Source organism: Methylomonas defluvii (genome assembly GCF_033949435.1).
Taxonomy (GTDB): domain Bacteria; phylum Pseudomonadota; class Gammaproteobacteria; order Methylococcales; family Methylomonadaceae; genus Methylomonas; species Methylomonas defluvii.
On the sequence record NZ_JAXARY010000001.1, the window covers coordinates 531,396 to 555,845 of the forward strand.

Genomic DNA, 24,450 nt, shown 5'->3' on the forward strand with positions numbered 1-24,450 from the left:
GATTTTAAAAATGATTCAGATGCAAACTAGCCTTGACGTCGCCGATAACAGTGGCGCAAAAAAGGTCATGTGTATCAAGGTCCTTGGAGGTTCGCACCGCCGCTACGCTGGCATTGGCGACATCATTAAGGTGAGCGTCAAAGACGCAATGCCGCGCACTAGGGTTAAAAAAGGCGATGTATATAATGCCTTGGTTGTAAGAACTCGTAAAGGTGTTCGTAGGGCCGATGGTTCGGTTATACGCTTTGACGGTAATGCCGCGGTAATTTTAAATAACCAACTACAACCAATTGGTACTCGTATCTTTGGGCCGGTTACTCGTGAATTAAGAGGCGATAAATTCATGAAGATTATCTCTCTAGCGCCAGAAGTATTGTAGAGGTCCAAAGATGCAAAAGATTAAGCAAGGCGATGAAGTCATCGTAATAGTTGGAAAAGATAAAGGCAAGCTAGGGAAAGTTAGTAAGGTGCTTGAAGGCCACAAGATATTAGTCGAAGGTATTAACTTAGTTAAGAAGCATCAGCGAGGTAACCCAAATCTCGGTGTTTCTGGTGGTATTGTTGATAAAAACATGCCAATTGACATTTCAAATGTTGCTTTATTTAATCCAAAAACAAAAAAAGGCGACAGAGTGGGTTTTAGAATTCTTGACGATGGGAAAAAAGTCAGATTTTTTAAATCTACGAACGAAAACGTTGGTCTCTAAGGTAATAAGGCTATGGCTAGACTACAAAATAAATATAAAACCGAAATTGTTCCTGCTCTGCAGGAGCAATTTGGCTACAAAACAATAATGCAAGTCCCGAAGCTCACCAAAATAACGCTTAATATGGGCGTTGGCGGGGCTATCGCAGACAAAAAAGTTCTGCAGTCCGCTGTTTCTGATATGGAAAAAATATCAGGACAAAAGGCAGTGATTACATTGGCTAGAAAATCTATTGCTGGGTTTAAGATTCGCGACGACATGCCAATCGGTTGTAAGGTTACTTTACGCGCCGATAAAATGTATGAATTTCTGGATAGATTAATCACGATCTCAATACCTAGAATACGTGATTTTAGAGGCATGAGTTCTAAGAGCTTCGACGGTCGTGGTAACTATTCTATGGGAATAAAAGAACAAATTATTTTCCCGGAAATAGATTATGACAAGATTGATGCGCTTCGTGGTATGGATATTTGTATCACAACAACGGCTAAAACAGATGAAGAAGGTTTAGCGCTGTTGAAATTATTCAATTTTCCATTTAAAAACTAAGGCGTATCGGCATGGCTAAAAAATCAATGATTGCGCGCGAAGTAAAGCGTGAAGGCTTGATAAAAAAATATCAGGCAAAAAGAAGCGAATTAAAAGAAATAATTAGGTCTCCAAATAGCTCCTTTGAAGAGAAAGAGAGCGCTCAAGTTCAACTTCAAAAACTACCTAGAGACTCCAGTCAGTCCAGATTGCGTAATAGATGCAATCTGACAGGGCGTCCTCATGGATACTACAGAAAATTTGGTCTTAGTAGAAATAAATTGAGGGAGGCCACGATGCGTGGCGACGTTCCCGGTTTATCAAAGGCTAGCTGGTAGTTCTGTTTAAGTTTTGGAGAATTGAAAAATGAGTATGACAGATCCAATAGCAGATATGCTAACCAGAATTAGAAATGGTCAATCTGCTGGCAAAAAGAGTGTAAAAATCCCTTCATCTAAGTTAAAGCTGGCTATCGCTAAGGTATTGAAAGATGAGGGATATATTACTGATTTTAAAACCGAAATTACCGGGTGTCATACAGAAATGACCGTTGAGCTAAAGTATTACAACGGGCTTCCTGTTATAGAGAGCGTTAAGCGAGTTAGCCGTCCCGGGCTTAGAATATACAAGTCTAAAGACGAGTTGCCGAAAGTGTTAGGTGGTCTAGGCATAGCCATAGTTTCAACCTCTAATGGTGTGATGACTGATCGCGCTGCGCGTGCAATAGGGCATGGCGGCGAAGTCATTTGCACTGTCTGTTAATTAAAGAGGTATATCATGTCTAGAGTAGCTAATGCGCCTATAACTTTGCCGTCAGGCGTTGATGTAAGAGTTGACGGCAAGCAAATGATAGTTAACGGTAAACTTGGTCGGCTTGCGTTTGATCTGTGCGACGCAGTTGATCTTGAAATCGAATCTAACGTAATCAGAATCAAATGGGACGATAGTGTAAAAGGTGCTAAGGCCCACGCAGGTACAGCTAGGGCGTCAATTAACAATATGGTAAAAGGCGTCTCCGAGGGATTCGTCAAAAAGATGTTGTTGGTTGGGGTTGGTTATAGGGCGCAAGTTAAAGACAATCTTTTAACTTTGTCCTTGGGTTATTCAAATCCTGTCGAATATTTAATTCCCGAAGGCGTAACCGTTGAAGCGCCAACGCAAACAGAGTTGCATGTGAAGAGCAGTGACAAGCAGAAAGTCGGCCAAGTCGCATCTGAGATCAGAGCTTTTCGCCCGCCTGAGCCTTACAAAGGGAAGGGTGTGAGAATAGCCGACGAATACGTGGCTAGAAAAGAAGCCAAAAAGAAATAGGTGAAGTGATGGATAAGAAGTCATCGAGATTAAAAAGAGCGTTGAGATTGCGCTGCAAAATCAAGAAGTTAAATGTAAATAGGCTTACCATACATAGAACTTCCCAGCATATTTACGCGCAGGTTCTCAGTGTTGATGGTACAGCTACCCTCGCGGCAGCGTCTACACTACAACCTGACGTAAAGGCGGGTTTGAGTAATACTAGTAATATTAAAGCCGCTACTGAGGTGGGGCGTGTCGTTGCTGAAAGAGCGATTGCGGCTGGTGTAACTGAGGTCGCATTTGACCGCTCTGGTTTTAAATATCATGGCCGCGTAAAGGCGTTAGCCGACGCTGCACGTGAAGCTGGCTTGAAGTTTTAGGGGAATAGCATGGCAACAGCACCATCTCAAGGTAGTACAGACGGATTACAGGAAAAATTGGTTTCGGTAAGACGTGTTGCAAAAGTAGTAAAAGGCGGTCGAGTTTTTGGTTTTGCTGCGCTTACGGTCGTCGGTGACGGCGATGGGCGTGTTGGTTATGGCGTTTCAAAAGCAAGAGAAGTGCCTGTAGCGATTCAAAAGTCGCTTGAGCAGGCTAGGAAGAATATGCGCAAAGTGGCGTTGAAAGAAGGTACGTTACAATATTCAATTATGTCTAACACTGGTGCGGCTAAGGTTTACATGCAACCGGCTTCAGAAGGTACCGGAATCATTGCCGGCGGTGCTATGCGCGCCGTATTCGAGGTTGTCGGTGTGCATAATGTACTGGCTAAATGTATCGGTACGAGTAACCCGATCAATGTTGTGCGCGCGACAATTAACGGTTTGACCGCAATGCATGACGCTAAGAAAATCGCAGCAAAGCGCGGTTTATCTGTTGATCAAATAACAGGGTAAAACGATATGAGTGGCAAAAAATTAAGCGTAATGATGACAAAAAGTAAAAATGGTCGCTTAAAGAGTCATCAGCAGTGTTTAAAAGGATTGGGTTTGAGCAGAATCCGGCAGGTCGTTGAGGTTATCGACACGCCTGAAAATCGCGGGATGATCAATAAAATCGCATATATGCTAAAGGTTGAGGAAGTTTAATGTATCTGAACACAATACAATCTGCATGCGGCGCCAGAAAAAAGGCAAAGCGCGTTGGGCGTGGTATAGGATCTACTGATGGTAAAACCTGCGGTAGAGGTCATAAAGGTCAAAAGGCCCGTTCCGGGGGGTTTCATAAAGTGGGCTTTGAGGGTGGTCAGATGCCTTTGCAGCGTAGGCTTCCAAAGGTTGGCTTTACGTCCAGAACAAAGAAATTTACTGCCGAGGTTCGTTTGGCTGAAATTGATGCTCTTCAGGCTGATGTTGTAGATATTCAACTACTGATCAGTGAGAACATTATCCCGGTGTTTTCAAAACAAGTTAAAGTAGTGAATACTGGAACAGTTACTCGGTCTTTGGTTTTAAAAGGACTTGGCGTTACGGCTGGTGCAAAGTTAACTATTGAAGCTGCTGGTGGCAAAGTCGAGGCTTAAGTGAGTGCTAAAGGAGTTGATGTTGCTGCGGGCACATTTCGGTTTGGTGAGCTCAAGTCAAGATTGTTGTTTGTTTTAGGCGCATTTGTCGTATACAGAATCGGCGCTCATATCCCTGTTCCGGGGATAGATCCAAAAGCGTTATCAATAATGTTTGAGCAGCAGTCGGGTTCTATATTAAACATGTTTAACATGTTTTCCGGTGGTGCGTTGATGCGTTTGAGCCTGTTTGCGCTGGGTATAATGCCATACATCTCAGCGTCTATTATTATGCAGCTTATGACTATTGTTATACCTGCTATGGAGCAGCTAAAAAAAGAAGGTGAGTCCGGGCGTAGAAAAATTTCTCAGTACACTCGCTATGGCACCGTCGTTTTGGCGATGTTTCAATCGATAGGCATCTCGGTAGCCTTGCAAAACCAAACTGCGGGTGGTCTAGCTGTTGTTATCCAGCCTGGTATCAGTTTCGTTCTTATAACAACTATTACTCTAGTCACCGGTACGATATTCTTAATGTGGCTTGGGGAGCAGGTTACGGAAAGGGGGATAGGCAATGGTATATCGCTAATTATATTTGCCGGTATCGTATCTGGATTGCCTTCCGCAATTGGCGGAACCCTAGAGCTTGCGCGTACTGGTGAAATGAATGGGGCGTTTATTGTTGTGTTATTCGCTTTGTCGATAGTTGTAACGGGTGTTGTTGTTTTCGTTGAAAGAGGACAAAGGCGGATAACTATTAATTATCCAAAAAGGCAGCAAGGCAACAAGGTCTATTCGGGGCAGAGTTCTTTTTTGCCGTTAAAGTTGAATATGGCAGGCGTGATACCGCCGATTTTTGCATCAAGCATTATTTTATTTCCCGCGACAATAGCAGGATGGTTCGGGAATGTTGATGGCTTTTCTTGGCTTCAGGATATTTCGTCAGTGCTTTCTCCCGGTCAGCCTGTGTATGTTCTATGCTATGCGTTGGCTATTGTGTTCTTTTGTTTCTTTTATACCGCTCTGGTTTTCAATTCAAAGGAAACCTCGGAAAACCTTAAGAAATCAGGCGCTTATTTGCCTGGAATTAGGCCGGGGGCTCACACTACCAGTTATATCGATAAGGTAATGACGCGGCTCACTTTGATAGGTGCTGTTTACATCACATTGATATGTTTGTTGCCTGAGTTTCTGATCGTCTATTGGAATGTGCCCTTTTCTTTTGGTGGCACCTCTTTGCTTATCATTGTGGTTGTTGTGATGGACTTTATTTCGCAAATGCAGACGCATTTAATGTCGCAGCAATACGAAGGCTTGATGAAAAAAGCCAATTTGAAAAAATCTTAAAATTTCCAGGAGTTTGCCGTGAAAGTACGAGCTTCAATTAAAGCCATATGCAAAAGTTGTAAAGTAATTAAAAGAAACGGCGTTGTGCGAGTTATCTGTAAAGATGGCAGACACAAACAGCGTCAAGGCTAACTTGTTTTTGTGATTTATTTTGCAGGGTGATATAATCCCCTGTTTAACCTTATAGTACTGTTTTTGGAGTATCTGAATGGCTCGTATTGCCGGTATAAACGTGGCTGACCATAAGCATGCGGAGATAGCGTTGACTGCTATCTATGGAATTGGCAGACAAACTGCTAGAAATATCTGCGATGAAGTTGGGGTTCAGCCAACCGTCAAGATTCGAGACCTTTCTGAGGATCAAGTTGAATCTATACGTAAGGTTATTTCTGCGATGACTGTAGAAGGTGATCTTCGCAGAGAAGTCTCAATGAATATTAAAAGATTAATGGATCTGGGTTGTTATCGTGGTATCAGGCATCGCCGTGGTTTGCCATTGAGAGGACAAAGAACCAGAACAAATGCTCGGACTCGTAAAGGTCCGCGCAAGTCAGTTACTAAATAAATACATCTAGATAGGCATTTTTGATGGCAACCCAGAATCGAGTTAAAAAGCGTATTAAGAAAGAAGTAGCGGACGGTATCGTTCATGTCCACGCTTCCTTTAACAATACAATCGTTACTATTACAGACAGAAAAGGTAACGCGTTATCTTGGGCTACATCTGGTGGATCCGGTTTCCGTGGCTCGCGCAAAAGCACACCTTTCGCAGCGCAGGTGGCTGCTGAGAAAGCAGGAGCGGTAGCTCAGGAATACGGTATGAAAAATCTGGATGTTATGATTAAGGGCCCCGGCCCTGGTAGGGAATCTGCTGTTCGCTCTTTGAACAGTATGGGGTTCAAAATTTCAAATATCGTGGACGTTACTCCCATACCTCATAATGGTTGCCGTCCACCCAAAAAACGTCGTGTTTAGGATAGTGGAGTAAATTTAATGGCAAGATATCTTGGTCCTGCTTGCAAGCTGAGTCGTAGGGAAGGTACTGATTTATTTTTGAAAAGCAGAGGTAAATCTCTGGAAAGCAAATGTAAATTAGAACAAAGACCTGGTCAACATGGCGCTAAGCGTACAAGGAATTCTGATTATGCTATGCAGCTCCGCGCCAAACAGCGCTTGCGCCGCATATACGGGGTTTTGGAAAAGCAATTCCGGAACTATTACAAAGCTGCTGACCTACAAAAAGGCGCTACTGGTCAAAATTTGCTTGATTTTTTAGAGTCTCGATTGGACAACGTCGTTTACCGTATGGGCTACGCTGCTACCCGGGCGGAAGCAAGGCAGTTGGTATCTCACAAAGCGATTTTGGTAAACGATAGGTTAATTAATATACCTTCATACCAAGTCGCTGCAGGCGATGTAATTAAGGTTAGAGAAAAAGCTAAGAGCCAACAACGTATTAAAGACTCGCTGGTTGTTGCCGAGCAGTATGGCTTTCCAGTTTGGGTAGAAGTTAATTCCAAAGAGATGAGTGGAACATTCAAGTCTGTGCCTGATCGCGTGGATTTAGGCTCTGACATCAACGAGCAGCTGGTTGTTGAGCTTTATTCTAAGTAATAAATAAGTCCAGGATTTAAATTATGCAGAGTTCTATTGTTGGCCTACTTAAGCCTAGACTTGTCGAGGTGATTAACGAATCGGCCAACCACTCGAGAATCGTTATCGAGCCTCTGGAGCGCGGCTTCGGGCATTCTTTGGGCAATGCTTTGAGGCGGGTCATGCTGTCTTCAATTCCAGGTTGCGCAGTTACAGAAATTTCTATCGAAGGCGTGTTGCATGAATTCACCACGATAGAAGGTGTTCAAGAAGATGTCATAGACATCATACTGAACCTTAAAAAACTTGCTGTCGTCGTTCATTCTAAGGATGAAGTGACTCTCACGCTGGCTAAATCGGGTGTTGGTGTCGTAACTGCTCGGGATATTGAACTACCCCATAATGTGGAGTTAGTAAACCCGGATCTGATAATCGCAAACATCAACAATCAAGACTGCTCACTCAACATCAAGATTAAGGTCGAGAGAGGTCGGGGTTATGTTCCTGCCAGTCTGAGGAAAGAGATGAATGACGACGCGCCGGTCGGTGTGTTAATGGTTGATGCGGCGTTTAGTCCTATAGTAAAGGTCGCTTATCATGTAGAAAGCACTCGTGTCGAGCAACGCACTAATCTGGATAGGCTCGTTATAGAATTGGAGACAAATGGTACGGTTGATCCTGAGCAGGCGATCAAGTTGGCCGCTTCGATTCTTCATGACCAGTTATCTGTGTTCGTAGATTTTGAAAAAGTTAACGAGCAGATACATGAGGAGGTGGCAATTGAGGAAGAGTCGTTCGATCCAGTCTTGCTACGTCCTGTAGATGATTTGGAGTTGACGGTTCGTTCTGCCAACTGCCTAAAGGCGGAAAACATTTTCTATATCGGCGATCTGATTCAGCGGACCGAAGTGGAGTTGTTGAGGACACCTAATCTGGGTAAGAAGTCGTTAACGGAAATTAAAGATATTCTTGCAATTAAAGGTCTGTCATTGGGTATGCGCTTGGAAAACTGGCCACCTGAAAATCTGGCTGATCAATCGCAAGCTGGAATTTGAATATAAGGCATTTGAAAAATGAGACACCGTAAATCTGGAAGACAGTTAAATAAAAATAGTAGCCACAGAAAAGCGCTATTTAGCAACATGGCTTGCTCTTTGTTTAGACACGAGTTAATCAAGACTACGTTACCAAAAGCAAAAGAGTTGCGCGTGATCGCCGAGCCTTTGATTACATTATCTAAAAACGACTCTGTCGCGAAACGTCGTCAGGCGTTCTCTAAGTTGCGTGATAGAGATGTTGTGACGAAATTATTTAACGAGCTTGGTCCAAGGTATCAATCCAGAAACGGTGGGTATTTGAGGATTATTAAGTGCGGATTTCGGCCTGGTGATGACGCACCTATGGCTTACGTCGAGTTGGTAGATAGGCCAGAGCCTGTACAAACTGAAGAATAAATGCCTTAATATTGGGCTTGTAGCGGCAGATTAGCTAGACGGCTTCTCTGCCGTTTTTGTTTGTGTAATGTTCAGCGTTAATTTATATTCCTAGAATATATTTCTTGGTCTGCTTGTTTGGTTTGTTTTTGAAGTCTCTATTGTTTTGCTGTAAGTGGCTTCTGCTATTGCTGTGGTTAATATGCGCCAACTGTCCAGCTTTTGTTGAAAAGCCATCGCTGCATGCGCCGGGCTTGTAGAGGGTAATCGGTGGTACGTAAACCGATCTGTGCATATATAAGGTTGAACATGCTTTTGAAAGGTTTTTTCTGCAGTTAAGCCATTAAAGAATATATGCGTAATATAGGGGTGGTTTAGGAAAAATCCTGGAAAATCATTCGTAACAATACTGTTTTTGTCTATTTTTGCATCGAGACTGCTGTTGTGCCGATGGCATGACTTAACTACATCCCATAGTGCAATGCCGGCTAATTTTATTGATTCTATTCTCGCTAAGTATGAGCTACTAGGATTGAGTTCCAGAAGTTCGATTATGATAGGCCAAAATTGATTCTGTGGATGCGCGTAATATCGGTTAGCCTCCAGTGATGCTTTTCCAGGGATGCTGCCCAGAATCAAAACTGTTGCATCCGGTGAAGAGGCCGCTGAGAAGCTTGTTATTCGGTTCATTCTGCCAGAATGTGATCGGGTTTCATTGAGTGTTCTAAACTTGCTGGCACTAGTTTTATAAAATGCCCAATACGTCTAATACTCGGCAGCAATATGCGTGCTCATTGTCATGCATTAAAGATAGGCCGAGATGGTGGCCTTGGCTTAAAGTGAGATGATGCATTAATAATATGGAGGAATATTGGGTTTCCATATAGTCGATACTAGCCTTTTGATGGCCCCATGCGCCATAGTCACAATGAATAATTCCTGCTAATTGTTTGTTGGCGTAGTCTTCAAACAGTTCTACACATTCTTCTAGTGACGTTTTCCTAGAAAGAGTGGCTGTTAAATCAATAACTGAGACAATTGCAGTTGGCACTCTGTAGGACATAGCGTCCAATTTGCCTTCCAGTCTTGGTAATACCAATGTCGTGGATTTACCTACGTTCGTGCTGGTTGGGATAATGGAAGACGCGCACCCACGGCCAAGTTGGGATGATGCGTGATAACCATCCAATACACGTTGATCTGAAAGTTGCGGATGGATAGTGATGGCTCGGGCGAAATTGATGCCAATGTGCTTATCAAGTACATGACAGATAGGAACCAGAGCATTACCCGTGCAGGTACTGGCAGAGATGACGTCATGGTGTAATGGATCGTACGCCGAATGATTTACTCCGAATACCACACTGATATCGCAACCGCTGACATTCCAAGTGCAAAGGATTTTTTTAGCGACTTCCTGCGTTATTAATGAGCGGAAATCATGGATCGTGGCGGTGCCCGTGGCGTCAAATAATACATCAAGATCAAATTGGCGCAATACTTCCCAGCTGCCGTCATCGGGCGAACTACGGCGCCGGTCTACCTTCTGATAGCGAACTCTTTTGCCGTCTATGATTAAATCGTCGCCATCGCAATCTACATTAAATGGGGGGCGGCCATAGGTGCTATCGTTTGCTAATAGGTAAGCAACGTGATCGATAGCCATTACGTCACAGACTACACGTATATCGAATCTGCCGCCTTTTTCTTGTGCGAAATTTCCTCTTAATACCCCGCGACCAATTCTGCCTAAACCCACGATCCCAATGTTAAGGCTCATTGTTGAAAATCCCCGCTTCGATAGTGCTTTGCGTAGAAACGCCAATTTCTCCTGTGGTTTGGAGAGGCCGCTGGTGTTGATTTGTGGTCATGGCGTTGGTTTCGTTATTATTTTCATGATAAGGAGCAGCAATGCTGAAAAACTAGAGCAACAAGCCGGACAAGTCAAGGCAAAGCAAAATATAACGAACGGGGTTGCGTTTGTTTGGGTAGAGGCCATAGATTTGGGGTTGGCCTAAAAGGGGGTTATTGAGGCTCGTCTTCAGATGTAACAAATTTTTCTGATAAGCGTAATAGCACAAATAAGGCGCCTGTGCCGCCAGACCTAGGGGGCGCAGAGCAAAACGCCAGGACATCTTTATGTTGGCGTAGCCAAAGGTTTATATCATTTTTTAAAACGGGTTGATTGTCCGTAGAGTTGTACCCCTTGCCGTGAATGATTTGTACGCAGCGATAACCGTCTTCAACGCAATAGTGTAAAAATCGTAATAGCTGCTGTTGTGCATCTCGGCTACTTAAGCCATGTAAATCTATATCGGCATCCAGGCCGTAATATCCCTTCCGAAGTTTTTTGATGACGCTTTTTTGCATGCCTGGCACCAGGAAGGCGATCTTGTCTTCTTGGAACAGGGTCTCCAAGCTACCCTCAACATCTTTTTGTAACGGATCAACCTGCTCGAGTGGCTTAAATGAAGGTATTGGCCGCGGTTTCTTATCAGGCTTAAGAATAACGGTATTGGTGTCTATGGTCTGGACTTTGCCGATCGAGTTTCGAAACAAGAGGACATCGTCTGCGGAAGTGGTTTTTTTTGTCACGTAAGCTGCTGGTTTTGCGCTTTTTTTGCTACTATGCGTGAATTTTAAAGCGTTTCACGGCAGTATGCACATACTAATCAGCAACGACGACGGTTATTTAGCGCAAGGCATCAACACATTGGCCGAAGCTCTGCGTCAACACGCCAACGTATCAGTAGTGGCGCCAGATAAAAACCGGAGTGCCGCAAGCAATTCTTTAACCCTGGATATGCCTTTGCGCGCCACTCAATGTGAAAACGGTTTTGTCAGGGTGGATGGTACGCCGACGGATTGCGTTCATCTGGCGATTACAGGATTATTAGCGAACGAACCGGATATGGTATTCGCCGGTATCAATCATGGTGCCAATCTTGGCGACGATGTGCTTTATTCTGGCACCGTGGCTGCGGCTACCGAAGGGCGTTTTCTTGGGCTGCCTGCGGTGGCTATCTCTTTAGCATCCAGCGACCCTAAACATTTCGATACGGCGGCACATGTGGCTGTGACAATAATGCAAAAAATCCTCGCTCATCCCTTGCCGGAAGACACTTTGTTAAACGTCAACGTGCCTGATTTACCGATTGCTGAATTAAAAGGTTATCAATCTACCCGACTCGGGCAGCGACACAAAGCGGAACCAGTAATACGTTCCCATGATCCGCGGGGGCAGGTTATTTACTGGGTGGGACCGCCCGGCAGCGAACAAGACGCCGGGCCAGGTACCGATTTTGATGCGATAAGAAACGGATACGTGTCCGTAACGCCGTTACAGTTGGATTTAACGCGATATGAACGATTAGAGGGATTGAGCGAATGGCTCGCAATGGAGGCGCTCGTATGAGTAGACGCATCCAGGGTATAGGCATGACGTCTCGGCGGACCAGGGAGCGGATGATTTCTCGGCTGCGCGAGCAAGGCATCTATAACAGTAAAGTCCTGGCGATAATGTCTGACACACCTAGGCATATTTTTGTCGACGAAGCTTTGGAGAGTCGTGCTTATGAGGATACTGCCTTACCTATCGGCCACAATCAAACTATATCGCAGCCGTATATCGTCGCCAAAATGACGGAATTGCTATTGGAAAAAGGTCCGCTGCTCAAAGTACTGGAAATTGGTACGGGTTGCGGCTACCAAACCGCAATATTGTCGAAGCTGGTAGCGCAAGTTTATTCGGTGGAACGGATTGCGCCGTTAATGAAAAAAGCCCGGGATACCCTATGGGAGTTGGGTATCAAGACTGTGGGTTTTAAGCATAGCGATGGTGGCTGGGGCTGGCCGGAGCACGCGCCATATGATGGGATTTTAGCTGCAGCCGCGCCGGCGGAAATTCCGGAAGCCTTACTTGAGCAAATGGCTGTGGGGGGCGTGATGGTGATTCCGGTCGGGCTGGAAGGGATGCAGGAATTACATCGGGTAACCCGCACCGAGCACGGCTTTGAGGATGAAGTAATAGAGCGGGTCAGTTTTGTCCCGTTTTTATCCGGCGTCAGTCAATAAATTTTAATCGTTTTATCGCGCCGGTTTTATTAGCCAATTGGCGTGTCCGGCGCGACAGTGGTGAATTGGCTAGAAATTCAAATGCTGCTTACGTTTGCTGGCAATAAAACCCAATAAAGCAGAGCCGAATAACCAAACGGCGGAAGGAACCGGCACTGCGGTTACCGAAACTTGCCAGCCCACATCTTTTAGCGCGGCGAGGTCGAGTTGCGTAAATACTTTGCGCGTGCCGACGCGCAAAGTAGGGTCCATGGCGGCTTCTTGCTCAATCCCGTTTACCGTGCTTTTGGTGCCCTCTAACCAATGAACCTTATCGCCCTCCAGTGGTACATTGCCGCCATAAGCCGCTACCGCATTAGCACCGGTAAAGCCGGAGCCAGTGGCTTGATTATCCCACGAGTCCGAACTGCCTAGGCCCAATAAGTGGCCTAACTCATGCAGTGCCACCGAATAAAAATCATTACCGCTGAATGTCTCAGTGGTAGAAAGATCCGTGTCGAAATACCAGTTTGCCGAATTACTGAAGGTCAATTGGCCGCCCCATGGCGCAAAATCAGTTGCGGACGGGCCGGAGGTAGCATTGGATTGGCCGCGCTGTGTTGCATTGGTCAAAAAATCTTGGGTGCCGCTGACGCTGTAACCGCCATAGCCGCCATAGCCCAGGTTGCCGGCGCCCATGGTCTGTCCACCCACAAACACCGTGAGTGTGTCGGCTGCCAGGCTGAAATTACTCAGAGTCGTGCTGGCGCCGGTATCAGGACGTTGAAATACCGCGCTGAAATTATTGATGCCGCCGGATGTAATCGCAGTCAAGCTGTCGGTTAAGATACCTCCCAAAAACCCGCCTGCGGCATCCAGGATGTCTCGTCTACTTGCGTTGCTGCCGGAGAAAAAGCCGCCATCGTAGGTGTAGTCGAAATTGATGACGACTGCCTCTGTTGATTGGCTGGCGGCCAGCAACACGACGCCGGCTAATGCGGAAGGTTTAATAAGCATGAATTTAACTCGCTCAAGTTGGTTAATAATTGCTGCGGTGCCCGGTCGTGATCCGACTCGACTACTTTACAGCGCTAGATATTGTTCTCGGTGGGCGCATTCAGTAATGCAATGCACTGATGGTTGCCGTAGGCGGAAAGTAACATCGCAAACATTAGGCGCGCAAGCATTTTATTCGAAACACATCGAAAGATTGTTCTTTGTGGAAATTCATTTCACTTGGCAACCACGGTTTGGATAGTGCTATCTAGAAAAACGAGAGTGTTCGATCAGAAAGCCGACTAAAATAGGCGCTCGCGCGCGCCTGCTTGAATACTTGTCAGGCTGCCCTACATAATTAGAATAAACATACTAAGTCCTTTTGAAAAACTACACTGCTACTTATTCGGTCGGAATCGATCTAGGTACCACCCATACGGTGGTCGCGTACTCCGATATAGGCGACCCTGCTAAAGCTATTCACTTGTTCGAAATTCCGCAGTTGATCGCGCCAGGCGAAGTGAGTGCCAAGCCACTATTGCCGTCGGTGCGATACCATCCCGCGCCAGGCGAAATAACGGAAGAAGCCGGATTTTTGACTCAGGAAAAAGGCGCTTTGCTTGGTGAAGCGGCGCGCTCGCTGGGTGCAAAGTCGCAAGGTCGATTGGTTACCAGCGCTAAAAGCTGGTTGTCGCACACCTCGGTCGATCACAGCGCGGCCATTTTGCCCTGGGGCAGTGACGAATCGGTATTTAAAGTCTCGCCGCTGGAAGCCAGTGCTAGTTATTTGCGACATGTCTGCGCCGTTTGGGAGCACCGTTTTCCCAAAGCACCACTTGCGCTTCAGGAACTGGTGATTACGGTGCCGGCCTCCTTTGACGAGTCCGCGCGCTCCTTAACATTGGAAGCGGCCAAGATGGCCGGCTTGAGCGGTGTAAGATTGCTGGAAGAGCCGCAAGCAGTCTGTTACGACTGGCTGCGCCGGCATGCCGGTACTATCAAATCCAGTCTGGCCGATAGGCGATTATTGCTGGTTTGCGATGTCGGCGGTGGTACTACCGATTTGACCTTGATCAAGATTGAGCAGGGGGCTGACGAGCCTAAGCTAACGCGCATAGGTGTCGGCGACCACCTGATGTTGGGAGGCGACAATATCGATCTGGCTCTGGCGCATCTAGCGGAAAGCCGCTTGCGAACCGGCGATAAAAAACTCTCGACTGCCGATTTATCGCAATTGCTGGAGCAATGTCGGATCGCCAAGGAACAGCTATTAGCTGACGACGCGCTCGAGCAGGTTGCCATAACCTTGTTGGGTGGCGGCTCCAGGTTGATTGGCGGCACAAAAAGTACGTCCCTGAGCAAAGAAGAGGTTAAGCAAATTGCATTGGATGGCTTTTTACCCATGTCCGGCTTGCAAGACCTGCCGGATAGGAAGCGTAGCGGCGTGGTGGAGTTTGGCTTGCCCTATGCGGCGGAGCCGGCTATCAGTAAGCATATTGCCGCCTTTTTGCAAATGCATGCCCAGGCTGCGCAAATGGCGTTGAGTGGAACGGGCACAGAGCATCAAATAGTCCCCGACGCCTTATTACTGAACGGCGGCGTGTTTCGCAGTCCGGCCTTGGTGCAGCGCTTAATCGATTTATTAGCCAGTTGGCGCGGCGGGCAACCCCCCTTATTGCTGGATAACAGCCATCCGGAATTGGCGGTGGCTTACGGCGCGGTCAGTTATGCCGTTGCCCGCCGCGACAAGAAGTTGAAAATCGGCGGTGGCGCCGCCCGTAGTTATTTTCTGCTGGTTGATGCCGCGGCCAAAAGTGGTGATGGGAAGCTTGGCGGGCATGGCGTTTGTATCCTGCCGAAAGGAAGCGAGGAAGGTCATGAAATTCTGTTGAATGATCGGCAATTCGCTCTTAGGGTTGGGCAACCGGTACGTTTTCATTTGTTGTCCAGTAGCGGAGACAGTACTTACCAGCCAGGCGACATTGTCGAACTCGATGACGAACGTTTTCATAGCTTGCCTCCCCTGGCGGTGGCATTCGAAGGCCAGCAAAAAATCGAAGTGGCGGTGCAATTACTGGCAACTTATACGGAAGTCGGTACCTTGCAAATACAGTGCGTGGCGGTGGACGATTCCAGCCAGCGATGGGACGTAGAGTTTCAGATTCGTAAAAAGGCCCAAATTATCGCCAACGCCGAACTGCCTGGCCAATTACCGCAAGCGCTGGAAAAAATTCAGGCCGTATTCGGCGCCAAATCCAAACAAGTCGATCCGCAGGCGGTCAAAACCCTGCGTGCTGAGTTGGAAAAAGTTCTCGCTGCACCGCGCGGCGACTGGCAAACCCCGTTGCTGCGCGAGTTGTTTACGGCCTTGTTGGAAGGCAGTAAATATCGGCGGCGGAGTGAACAGCACGAACGCCTCTGGTTAAGTCTGGCCGGCTTTTGCCTGCGGCCAGGTTTTGGCTACCCGCTTGACGATTGGCGGGTAGAGCAGCTTTGGAAGCTATATGCGGAAGGCTTGCAATTCGTCAACGAAAAGCAAAACTGGGCCGAATGGTGGACCTTATGGCGGCGCGTTGCCGGCGGCTTGAGTGCGGATGCCCAGCAACGCATCTTTAACGACATCGCTAAATACATCAACCCGGCTGCCGCGCGCCAGCCCGGCGTCTCTAAGCAACTGGCGACACGCGGTTACGAAGATATGGTGCGTTTGGCGGCGGCGCTGGAAAGACTGACAATTACCGATAAAATTCAACTGGGCGAATGGCTGCTAAAGCGTCTGGAAAAAGCCGGGGAACCCGAGCAAAGTTGGTGGGCGGTCGGCCGTATCGGCGGACGGATTTTATTTCACGGCAGCAATCATCAGGTTATTCCAGCCGCCACGGTAGAGAGTTGGCTGCAACAGCTACTGAAAGCTGACTGGAAAAAGCTAACCCAGGCCGGTTTTGCCGCCACCTTGCTGGCCAGGCGCTGCGACGATCGGGCCAGGGACATCGACGATCAGCTGCGCACGCAGGTGATCGACAAGCTCAAACAAACTAAATCCCCATCTTCCTGGATAGACATGGTCGCCGAATTCAAACAACTGGATGCACAACAGGAAAAACAAGTCTTCGGCGAAGCGCTGCCGCCGGGCTTGAAACTAATCGTTTAATGCTAAGCTTTGTGATGCCGATATAACAATCAACAGCAGCAAGTTACCTGAACCGGATATTGGCATAGAAATCGCTTTATCCCGTTCTGTAGTGGTTTTTCACTCTGAAAGCATATTAAACGACAAAAAAATGGCAGACAAATACGGTATCGACAGCCATAAATTGGTGTATCACCCACAGCGGGTGGCGCAGTGGTTGGACGGCAGGCATGATTGGCAGCAAGCGAAAGCCGTGTATCCCATTTACATGGAAGTCTCGCCGGTAGGAGCCTGCAATCATCGCTGCACGTTTTGTGCAGTCGATTATATTGGCTATAAAGCGCAGCGGCTGGATGTCAAAATTCTGGCGGAGCGTTTGACGGAGATGGGCAAGCTTGGCGTGAAAAGCATCATGTACGCCGGCGAAGGCGAGCCTATGTTGCACAAGGAGATTAATGACATCGTCAAATGGACTTTCGACGCCGGTATCGATGTGTCTTTCACTACCAACGGCACTCTGATGAATCAACGCTTTGTCGAGCAATCCTTGCCGTTGGTATCTTGGATCAAGGTATCGCTAAATGCCGGCAGCGCCGAAAATTACGCGGCCATTCATCAAACCAAGGCGTCCGATTTTGACTTGGTGCTGAACAATCTGCGCCGCGCAGTCGAAAATAAAAAAGCCCAGCAATTGTCCTGCACGCTAGGTGCGCAAATTTTGTTGTTGCCGGAAAACCAGCATGAAGTAACCACGCTGGCAAAAATCTGCCGCGATGTAGGCTTGGATTATCTGGTCGTCAAACCTTACTCCCAACATCTATTCAGCGAAACCCGCCGCTATGAAAGCCTGCGTTACGACAATCTACTGGGCATGGCCCAGGAACTGGCCCAATTCAACGGCGACGGTTTTAACGTGGTTTTTCGCGAGCAGACCATGAAGAACTACAGCCAATCGGAAACCCAGCGTTATAAAACCTGCCATGCCACCCCTAATTTTTGGGGCTATATCATGGCTGATGGGGAAGTCTACGGCTGCAGCGCGTATTTGACCGATCAACGCTTTGCCTACGGCAATATCCATAAACAATCGTTCCAAGATATTTGGGAAGGCGAGAAACGTCGGCAGAACTGGCAGTACATCACTCAGGAACTAGATATCAGCCAATGCCGCAAAAATTGCCGGATGGAAGCGGTCAACCAATATCTGGACAAACTCACGGCCAATCAGCCGGCCCATATCAATTTTATCTAGGACAGACGCATGAAAGTATTGGTTACTGGCGGCGCAGGATTCATCGGCAGTCATTTGAGTCGGGAGTTATGGCAACAAGGCTATCAGGTCAGCGTGATTGATAGTCTGGTTGGCGGCCGTAAAGAAACGATTGCCGATTTGGTCGGCCAGGAACGTTTCGAATTCCATCACGCCGATATTCGCGATGCTGACGCCATCGCACCTTTGTTTTCTGGGATCGACTGGGTATTCCACTTAGCCGGGCTAGCCGACATCGTTCCGTCCATTGAGCAGCCACGCGCGTATTACGAGACCAATGTCAGCGGTACATTTAACGTATTGGAAGCCGCGCGCGCCGCCGGTATCAAGCGATTTGTCTATGCGGCTTCGTCGTCCTGTTACGGCATTCCAGATCAATTTCCCACGCCGGAATCCGCGCCCGTTCAGCCACAGTATCCTTATGCTTTAACCAAATACCTGGGCGAGGAATTGGTGATGCACTGGGCTCAACTCTACGACCTGCCGGCTGTGTCGTTGCGCTTGTTCAATGTTTACGGCCCGCACGCCCGCACCACCGGCGCCTATGGGGCGGTGTTCGGGGTATTTCTGGCGCAAAAGATTAACGGTAAACCCTTTACCGTGGTCGGCGACGGCACACAGACTCGGGACTTTACCTATGTCACCGATGTGGCCAACGCCTTTATTGCAGCCGCCGAATCGGCGCTTTGCGGAGAGATCATGAATGTCGGTAGCGGCGGTACTTATAGCGTCAACCAGTTGGTGGGATTGTTGGGCGGCCCTATCGAATACATCCCCAAGCGGCCGGGCGAGCCCGATTGCACCTTTGCCGATACCGGCAAAATCAAGGCAAAACTCGGTTGGCAGCCGCAAGTCAGTTTCGAGCAAGGCGTCGCCAACATGCTGGCGCATATCGATTACTGGCGAAACGCGCCGTTGTGGACTTCGACATCGATAGCCGCTGCTACTGCCGACTGGTTTAAATACCTGGACAAATAAGGAGAGGCTGATGGCTATTGGACTAGCGGCAGCGGATTTTGCAAACTTATTGAATAACAGCGTATTTACCGATGCGCAGGCTCAAACCTTGGACAGCGAAACGGTAATCCAAGAATTGCTGACCGAGTTTGCCAGAGTGCGCGAACAGCAGGCCAAAATCATGGTGCTGGGCAACGGTGGCAGCGCGGCGATTGCCAGTCATGTGATTACCGACTTGCGCAATGTCGGCGGCTTGTGCGCCTTGACTTTGCACGAAGCCGCGCCCTTGACGTGTTTTACTAACGACTTCGGTTACGAGCAGGCCTTTGCCAAACAAATTACCGCGTTTGCGAATCCGGACGATTTATTGATCGCAATCAGCAGTTCCGGGCAATCCTTGAATATCGTCAATGCGGTGCAGGCTGCCAATGCCAAAGGCTTGCCGGTCATGACCTTAAGTGGCTTCAAAGCCGAAAATCCGCTCCGTAAACTTGGGCGCTGGAATTGCTGGCTGGACAGCAGTCATTACGGCATGGTCGAGTTGGGGCATCTGTTCGTGTTGCACCATATTACCGATCATCTGCTCAGGAAATAAGCTCATGTCCACGGAAAAAATCGTTTCTATCGAACAACTGGCGCAGCGTGCCGCCGAACTGAAAGCGCAAGGCAAAACCGTGGCTTTATGCCATGGGACTTTTGATTTACTGCACATTGGCCATATCCGTCATTTGCAAAGCGGAGCAAGGCAGGCAGATGCATTATTGGTTAGCGTCACCGCCGACGAATATGTCAATAAAGGCCCCGGTCGGCCGGTGTTTAATCAATATTTGCGCGCCGAAAACATTGCGGCGCTGGCTTGTGTGGATAGTGTGGCGATCAACCATGCGATTACCGCCGTGGAAGTATTGGATCAGGTGAAGCCTGATTTATATGTGAAGGGTAGCGATTACAAAAGTACCAGCGACGATCTGACCGGCAATATCCAGCACGAAAAAGACGCCGTGGAACGGCACGGCGGCAGGATTTACTTTACCGACGAATTGACGTCCAGCTCAACGCGCTTATTGAACGAGTATTTTGAGGTGTTCTCCCCGGAAATCTCAGCGTACCTGGATCAGTTCAAGGAAACGGTCGGCGCCAACGAGATTATCGACAAACTCAAGGCCTTAAGCGGTTTGAATGTACTGGTGGTCGGCGAAGCGATAGTCGACGAATACCATTACACCTCCCCCTTGGGCCAAACAGGCAAAGGCAACGTGTTTTCAGTGAAATACAATGATTACGAACGCTTTGCCGGCGGCGCTATCGCGGTGGCGAATCACGTAGCGGAATTTGCCCATAATGTCACGTTGCTTTCGGGCCTGGGCGCCACGAAAAGCCACGAAGATTTTATTCGTACCAATTTGAACCCGGCGATTGATCCGGTGTTCTTCTTCAGTCAGGATCGGCCGACGATTGTGAAGCGACGCTATGTCGATGCCGACATCGCCAAGTTATTTGAAGTGTATTTTTATAACGATGCGCCGTTGCCGGAGGACACCAATCGCAAGATCGTGGCTTGGCTGGACAAACATTTGCGCGATTACGATGTGGTGATCGTACCGGATTTCGGCAACGGCTTTATCTCCAATCAAATGGTCGCGGCCTTGTCCAAAGGCGCTAAATATCTGGCGGTGAATGCGCAGGTTAACAGCGGCAATCGGGGGTACCACTTGATCACGCGGTATCCGAACGCAGACTTCTTGTCGTTAAACGAACCGGAATTGCGGTTGGCGAGCCACGATAGAGGTGCTGCCATTGAGGAATTGGCCGGCCAGTTGGCCGACAAATTAAGTGCCCAGCACATCGCCATCACCCGCGGTACTAAAGGCGCGTTGATGCTGGATCAAACCAAAACGGCTTACAAGATTCCCGCGTTGTCCTCCAAAGTGGTGGATCGCATCGGTGCCGGCGATGCCTTTCTGTCTGTGGCCGGCTTGTGTTTGGGCGGCGGCTTGTCACCGGAGCAAGCCTTGTTCGCCGGTAGCGCCGCGGCCGCACTGGATGTGCAGATTGTATGTAACCGCGAACCGGTGCGGGCAGTGGCTTTATTCAAATACATCACTACCTTGTTGAAATGACAGACATGAACCTTACGCCTGCCGATTTGAAGCAGCTGTATTATCAAATGTTGCGCATCCGCCGAGTCGAGGAAGCGATTGCCCGGCGCTATGCCGAACAGCAAATGCGTTGTCCCACCCATCTTTGCATCGGCGAAGAAGCTATTGCTGTCGGGGTCTGTGCACATTTGACCAACCAGGACAAGGTGTTCAGCAATCATCGCGGCCACGGCCATTATTTGGCTAAAGGCGGTGATTTGCCGCGCCTGCTGGCGGAGTTGTACGGCTATGCCGAAGGCTGCTGCGGCGGCCGGGGTGGGTCGATGCATTTGACCGACCTGGAAGCCGGGTTTGTTGCGTCCACGCCTATCGTCGGCGGCACCGTGCCATTAGCCGCCGGTTATGCCTGGGCCGAGCAGATGAAAAAATCCGGCGCCGCACAGGGATGTGCCAGTGTCGCGAGAGGCAGGATGCCGGAAGCGACCAACGTCGTGGTGATTTTCTTCGGCGATGGCTGTTTTGAAGAAGGCGTGATGCACGAAACGATGAATTTTGCGGTATTAAAAAAGCTACCGTTGCTGTTTGTCTGCGAGAACAACCAATACTCGGTGATGACACCGTTGGCAGAACGCCAACCCAAACGCGATATTTATAAAATAGCCGCCGCCCACGGCTTAAACGCGGTTAGCGGCGACGGTAATCGGGTCGATGAAGTATATGAACTGGCGCGAATAGCGGTTGGCAACACTAGGAATGGCTTGGGCCCGCAGTTTTTGGAATTGCATACTCACCGCTGGCCGGAGCATTGCGGACCTAATGAAGATGACGACTTAGGCTATCGCCGCCCCGGTGAATTGGCCGAGTGGAAATTGCGCTGCCCGCTACTGCAAACCCGGCAGGCCTTGCTTGACGCGCAGTTGAGTGATGATGCCGCACTAACGCAAATGGAAACCCGCTTGGCCGAGGAAATTGAACAAGCTTTTGCTTGGGCTTTGCAAGGCACACGTCCGACTGTCGATAGCATGAGGCAACATCTGTATGCGTGAAGTAGAGACGATGACTTATGGTGAGGCAATCCGCGAGGCTTTGGATGATGCTTTGGCCCAATATCCGGACATGTTGCTGATTGGTGAAGGTGTGCCGGACCCGAAGACCATCTTTGCCACAACTCAGGGTTTGCGCGAGAAGTACGGCGCCGAGCGGGTGCTGGATATGCCGCTGGCTGAAAACGGCATGACCGGCATTTGTATTGGCGCAGCGCTGGCCGGCATGCGCCCGGTGCTGGTACATCAGCGTATCGATTTTGCCTTGCTGTCGGTCGATCAGTTGATCAATAACGCCGCCAAGTGGCATTACATGTTTGACGGCCAACAAAAAGTGCCGTTGGTAATTCGCGTCATCATTGGTCGCGGTTGGGGGCAGGGGCCGCAACATTCGCAAAGTCTGCAAGCCATGTTTGCGCAAGTGCCGGGCTTGAAAGTGGTGATGCCGACCACGGCTGGCGATGCCTACCATTTTATGCTGGAGGCGATTGCCGATAACAATCCGGTGCTGTTTATCGAACACCGCTGGTTACACCATGTCCAAGGTGAGGTCGACAAACTTCGTCCGGCGGCCGGGTTGTCCGGCGCGGCTTTGCTGCGGCAAGGCACCGATATTACCTTGGCAGCATTCTCGCACATGAGCATAGAAGCCTTGAAAGCCGCCACGGTATTGGCAAGGTATGGTGTCGACGCCGAAGTCTTGGATATGCGTTGCGTCAGCAGCTTGGATGTGGATAGCGTTGCCGGATCGCTGGCAAAAACCGGCGGCAAATTGCTAGTAGCGGATTGCGCGCCGGAAATGGCGTCAATTGGTCATCAGTTGCTATCCAAACTGGTGTTGGCCCATGGACATGGTTTACAACAAGCGCCGCGCTTGATTGCTTATCCCAACCATCCGGTGCCGACCTCGCATTTTGTCGCCAACGAGTACTATCCGGGCGCCGAGCAGATCGCCTGTGCCGTGTTGGACATGGTGGGTCGATCGGAATTAACAGCCTCGGTAATCGGCGCTTTGCAGTCCGACTTGCCCAAAGATCAACCCGACCGCAGCTTCGTCGGCCCGTTTTAACGCATTGAACAGAGCATCAGACCATGGCAAAAATTGAACAAACCAATCGTTTCGGCAACAGCGCCGTGACCGATATACCCGACAATGTGCCTATGTTCAGTCAGCCCGGGCATAAATTGCGTACCTCCAATAACATCGTGGACCGCAGCGCCTTGTCGAACGAATATCAGGTGATCGACACCAGCCAGTTGGCGAAATTGCCCGGACAGAAATTACAGAGCATTTCCCACGACGATCAAGAAGGCATCATTCGTCTGGAAGCGGGGAACGAGCATGAACAACACGTTCCCAACCAGTTCACCGGCCCCAGTTTTCGCACTCAGCGAGAACGCTTCCGTTTCGACGGACACAAAATGATGCATCATTTGGATAGGGTGCAGGCCTGGCAAAACGGCCAACGCTTTGCGCCGGTGCATATCGATATGGGGCTGACCAAGTTTTGCAATACCGCCTGTCTGTATTGCTATGCCGTGGTACAGAACATGACCAAGGGCACCATGATTGGCCGCGAAGCGCTGCTCAATTTTGTCCGCGACTGCGGCAAATTGGGGGTGCGCTCCTTAGGTTTTATCGGCGACGGCGAACCGACGCTCAACCCAACCCTCTACGATGCCACTGTGCTGGCCGGCGAACTGGGCATCGACACCGCGATGGCCACCAATGGCTTATTGCTGGATATGGATCGCGCCCACGACTTACTGAAAAACATGAGTTACATCCGCTTCAATCTATCCGCCGGTACCCCGGAAGGCTTCAGGCGAGTGCATCAATCCAAGGAAGTCAATTTTCACTTGTTGATCGACAAGATTCGCGAACTGGTGAAGATCAAAAAAGCCAACAACTATAAATGTACACTGGGCTTGCAGATGGTGTTAATCCCGGAATGCTTCGACGAAGTGCTGGCGGAAGCCAAACTGGGCGCCGAATTGGGTGTGGATTATTTCGTGATCAAGCATTGTTCGGATTCCGAATACAAGGAAATCGGCATCGATTACGACGCCTATCTGAAAATAGGCGACGTTCTGAAGCAGGCCGAGGCGCTGAGCAATGAAAATTATGTGGTCCAGGCCAAGTGGAACAAAATCAATGCTGCCGGCGAAACCAATCTTTATAAGGACGGCTACCGCAAATACGACCAATGTTTCGGCACGCCGTTTTTATTGCAGATTTCCGGCAACGGCAAAATCTATCCTTGCGGACCGTTTTTTAACAAAGAGCGTTTTTACATAGGCGATTTGCACACCGATTCCTTTTACGACTTGGTTGCCACCAGCGAACGCTACTGGCAGGTGCATAAAGATGTGGCCGAGTCGGTGGATGTGCATAAAGACTGCGCCATCGGTTGCCGGCAGGATTATGTGAACAAGTTTTTGTGGGATTTGAAGAATCCGCCGGAACACATCAACTTCATTTGATTGCGCTGGAATG

Annotated in this window: 32 protein-coding genes; 28 read left to right on the plus strand and 4 right to left on the minus strand. The window is 48.7% G+C overall.

Annotated elements, in window-relative coordinates; translation table 11 throughout:
• Positions 1-10 precede the first annotated feature (10 nt).
• The 17 genes from rplN (at position 11) to rplQ (ending at position 8,426) form a co-directional block, all read left to right on the plus strand.
• Positions 11-379, plus strand: a complete 369-nt coding sequence (rplN, locus tag QLH52_RS02430) for a 50S ribosomal protein L14 (protein WP_013820378.1) — start codon at positions 11-13, stop codon at positions 377-379.
• A gap of 10 nt (positions 380-389) precedes the next feature.
• The gene (gene rplX / locus QLH52_RS02435; RefSeq protein ID WP_171696507.1) at positions 390-707 is read left to right on the plus strand and encodes a 50S ribosomal protein L24; all 318 of its coding nucleotides are present in this window, start codon (positions 390-392) and stop codon (positions 705-707) included.
• A 12-nt stretch (positions 708-719) separates the two neighbouring features.
• Complete coding sequence (gene rplE, locus QLH52_RS02440) at positions 720-1,259, plus strand: 50S ribosomal protein L5 (protein ID WP_171696506.1); 540 nt, start codon at positions 720-722, stop codon at positions 1,257-1,259.
• Between the two features lie 11 nt (positions 1,260-1,270).
• Positions 1,271-1,576 (plus strand): 30S ribosomal protein S14, encoded by a 306-nt coding sequence (gene rpsN / locus QLH52_RS02445; protein WP_033157213.1) that lies wholly within the window; start codon positions 1,271-1,273, stop codon positions 1,574-1,576.
• 28 nt (positions 1,577-1,604) lie between these two features.
• Entirely contained in the window at positions 1,605-2,000 is a 396-nt protein-coding gene (gene rpsH / locus QLH52_RS02450; RefSeq protein WP_319960430.1) for a 30S ribosomal protein S8, read from the plus strand.
• A 15-nt stretch (positions 2,001-2,015) separates the two neighbouring features.
• Positions 2,016-2,549: a 50S ribosomal protein L6 gene (gene rplF, locus QLH52_RS02455; protein ID WP_033157211.1), complete on the plus strand. Its 534-nt coding sequence runs from the start codon at positions 2,016-2,018 to the stop codon at positions 2,547-2,549.
• An 8-nt stretch (positions 2,550-2,557) separates the two neighbouring features.
• Positions 2,558-2,911, plus strand: coding sequence for a 50S ribosomal protein L18 (rplR, locus tag QLH52_RS02460; RefSeq protein ID WP_319960431.1), 354 nt, complete (start codon positions 2,558-2,560; stop codon positions 2,909-2,911).
• Positions 2,912-2,920: 9 nt separating this feature from the next.
• A complete protein-coding gene (gene rpsE, locus QLH52_RS02465; protein WP_020484817.1) occupies positions 2,921-3,427 on the plus strand; it encodes a 30S ribosomal protein S5 in 507 nt (168 codons plus the stop codon).
• Between the two features lie 6 nt (positions 3,428-3,433).
• Complete coding sequence (rpmD, locus tag QLH52_RS02470) at positions 3,434-3,619, plus strand: 50S ribosomal protein L30 (protein ID WP_020484818.1); 186 nt, start codon at positions 3,434-3,436, stop codon at positions 3,617-3,619.
• A complete protein-coding gene (gene rplO, locus QLH52_RS02475; protein WP_033157209.1) occupies positions 3,619-4,053 on the plus strand; it encodes a 50S ribosomal protein L15 in 435 nt (144 codons plus the stop codon). Before rpmD ends, rplO begins: the two co-directional genes overlap by 1 nt.
• Positions 4,054-5,379 carry a preprotein translocase subunit SecY gene (gene secY, locus QLH52_RS02480; RefSeq protein ID WP_319960432.1) on the plus strand — a complete coding sequence of 442 codons (1,326 nt, stop codon included), beginning with the start codon at positions 4,054-4,056 and terminating at the stop codon, positions 5,377-5,379.
• A gap of 18 nt (positions 5,380-5,397) precedes the next feature.
• Positions 5,398-5,511 (plus strand): 50S ribosomal protein L36, encoded by a 114-nt coding sequence (gene rpmJ / locus QLH52_RS02485; RefSeq protein ID WP_081607976.1) that lies wholly within the window; start codon positions 5,398-5,400, stop codon positions 5,509-5,511.
• Positions 5,512-5,587: 76 nt separating this feature from the next.
• On the plus strand, positions 5,588-5,944 hold the full coding sequence (rpsM, locus tag QLH52_RS02490; RefSeq protein ID WP_020484821.1) for a 30S ribosomal protein S13: 357 nt from the start codon (positions 5,588-5,590) through the stop codon (positions 5,942-5,944).
• A gap of 23 nt (positions 5,945-5,967) precedes the next feature.
• The gene (gene rpsK, locus QLH52_RS02495; RefSeq protein WP_020484822.1) at positions 5,968-6,354 is read left to right on the plus strand and encodes a 30S ribosomal protein S11; all 387 of its coding nucleotides are present in this window, start codon (positions 5,968-5,970) and stop codon (positions 6,352-6,354) included.
• Positions 6,355-6,372: 18 nt separating this feature from the next.
• A complete protein-coding gene (rpsD, locus tag QLH52_RS02500) occupies positions 6,373-6,993 on the plus strand; it encodes a 30S ribosomal protein S4 (RefSeq protein ID WP_033157207.1) in 621 nt (206 codons plus the stop codon).
• A 23-nt stretch (positions 6,994-7,016) separates the two neighbouring features.
• Positions 7,017-8,027 (plus strand): DNA-directed RNA polymerase subunit alpha, encoded by a 1,011-nt coding sequence (locus tag QLH52_RS02505; protein WP_033157206.1) that lies wholly within the window; start codon positions 7,017-7,019, stop codon positions 8,025-8,027.
• A gap of 18 nt (positions 8,028-8,045) precedes the next feature.
• Entirely contained in the window at positions 8,046-8,426 is a 381-nt protein-coding gene (gene rplQ, locus QLH52_RS02510; protein ID WP_033157205.1) for a 50S ribosomal protein L17, read from the plus strand.
• A 90-nt stretch (positions 8,427-8,516) separates the two neighbouring features.
• On the opposite strand, the gene QLH52_RS02515 is transcribed toward rplQ, so the two are convergent.
• Both QLH52_RS02515 and QLH52_RS02520 read right to left on the minus strand, forming a co-directional pair.
• Entirely contained in the window at positions 8,517-9,095 is a 579-nt protein-coding gene (locus tag QLH52_RS02515; protein ID WP_319960433.1) for a DNA-deoxyinosine glycosylase, read from the minus strand.
• Positions 9,096-9,150: 55 nt separating this feature from the next.
• Entirely contained in the window at positions 9,151-10,185 is a 1,035-nt protein-coding gene (locus QLH52_RS02520; protein WP_319960434.1) for a type I glyceraldehyde-3-phosphate dehydrogenase, read from the minus strand.
• Positions 10,186-10,213: 28 nt separating this feature from the next.
• Here QLH52_RS02520 and QLH52_RS02525 point away from each other — a divergent pair, with 28 nt between their 5' ends.
• Positions 10,214-10,423: a hypothetical protein gene (locus QLH52_RS02525; protein ID WP_319960435.1), complete on the plus strand. Its 210-nt coding sequence runs from the start codon at positions 10,214-10,216 to the stop codon at positions 10,421-10,423.
• Between the two features lie 7 nt (positions 10,424-10,430).
• Here QLH52_RS02525 and QLH52_RS02530 read toward each other — a convergent pair whose 3' ends face one another.
• Entirely contained in the window at positions 10,431-11,000 is a 570-nt protein-coding gene (locus QLH52_RS02530) for a Smr/MutS family protein (protein ID WP_101051803.1), read from the minus strand.
• Positions 11,001-11,064: 64 nt separating this feature from the next.
• Between QLH52_RS02530 and surE the strand changes: the two genes are divergently transcribed.
• Both surE and QLH52_RS02540 read left to right on the plus strand, forming a co-directional pair.
• Complete coding sequence (gene surE, locus QLH52_RS02535) at positions 11,065-11,820, plus strand: 5'/3'-nucleotidase SurE (RefSeq protein WP_033157202.1); 756 nt, start codon at positions 11,065-11,067, stop codon at positions 11,818-11,820.
• Positions 11,817-12,479: a protein-L-isoaspartate(D-aspartate) O-methyltransferase gene (locus QLH52_RS02540; protein WP_319960436.1), complete on the plus strand. Its 663-nt coding sequence runs from the start codon at positions 11,817-11,819 to the stop codon at positions 12,477-12,479. The genes surE and QLH52_RS02540 overlap by 4 nt, the downstream gene beginning before the upstream one ends.
• Before the next feature lie 69 nt (positions 12,480-12,548).
• Here the strand turns inward: QLH52_RS02540 and QLH52_RS02545 are convergent, their stop codons facing one another.
• Complete coding sequence (locus QLH52_RS02545; RefSeq protein ID WP_319960437.1) at positions 12,549-13,475, minus strand: matrixin family metalloprotease; 927 nt, start codon at positions 13,473-13,475, stop codon at positions 12,549-12,551.
• Positions 13,476-13,836: 361 nt separating this feature from the next.
• Between QLH52_RS02545 and QLH52_RS02550 the strand changes: the two genes are divergently transcribed.
• The 8 genes from QLH52_RS02550 (at position 13,837) to QLH52_RS02585 (ending at position 24,437) form a co-directional block, all read left to right on the plus strand.
• Positions 13,837-16,605, plus strand: a complete 2,769-nt coding sequence (locus QLH52_RS02550; RefSeq protein ID WP_319960438.1) for an Hsp70 family protein — start codon at positions 13,837-13,839, stop codon at positions 16,603-16,605.
• Between the two features lie 130 nt (positions 16,606-16,735).
• Positions 16,736-17,836: a radical SAM protein gene (locus tag QLH52_RS02555; RefSeq protein WP_319960439.1), complete on the plus strand. Its 1,101-nt coding sequence runs from the start codon at positions 16,736-16,738 to the stop codon at positions 17,834-17,836.
• 9 nt (positions 17,837-17,845) lie between these two features.
• On the plus strand, positions 17,846-18,832 hold the full coding sequence (locus QLH52_RS02560) for an SDR family oxidoreductase (protein ID WP_319960440.1): 987 nt from the start codon (positions 17,846-17,848) through the stop codon (positions 18,830-18,832).
• 10 nt (positions 18,833-18,842) lie between these two features.
• On the plus strand, positions 18,843-19,406 hold the full coding sequence (locus tag QLH52_RS02565; protein WP_319960441.1) for an SIS domain-containing protein: 564 nt from the start codon (positions 18,843-18,845) through the stop codon (positions 19,404-19,406).
• Between the two features lie 4 nt (positions 19,407-19,410).
• Positions 19,411-20,931: a PfkB family carbohydrate kinase gene (locus QLH52_RS02570; RefSeq protein ID WP_033157196.1), complete on the plus strand. Its 1,521-nt coding sequence runs from the start codon at positions 19,411-19,413 to the stop codon at positions 20,929-20,931.
• A 5-nt stretch (positions 20,932-20,936) separates the two neighbouring features.
• Positions 20,937-21,956, plus strand: a complete 1,020-nt coding sequence (locus tag QLH52_RS02575) for a thiamine pyrophosphate-dependent dehydrogenase E1 component subunit alpha (protein ID WP_319960442.1) — start codon at positions 20,937-20,939, stop codon at positions 21,954-21,956.
• On the plus strand, positions 21,949-23,022 hold the full coding sequence (locus tag QLH52_RS02580) for an alpha-ketoacid dehydrogenase subunit beta (RefSeq protein ID WP_319960443.1): 1,074 nt from the start codon (positions 21,949-21,951) through the stop codon (positions 23,020-23,022). The genes QLH52_RS02575 and QLH52_RS02580 overlap by 8 nt, the downstream gene beginning before the upstream one ends.
• A gap of 23 nt (positions 23,023-23,045) precedes the next feature.
• Positions 23,046-24,437 (plus strand): radical SAM/SPASM domain-containing protein, encoded by a 1,392-nt coding sequence (locus tag QLH52_RS02585; RefSeq protein WP_319960444.1) that lies wholly within the window; start codon positions 23,046-23,048, stop codon positions 24,435-24,437.
• Positions 24,438-24,450 lie beyond the last annotated feature (13 nt).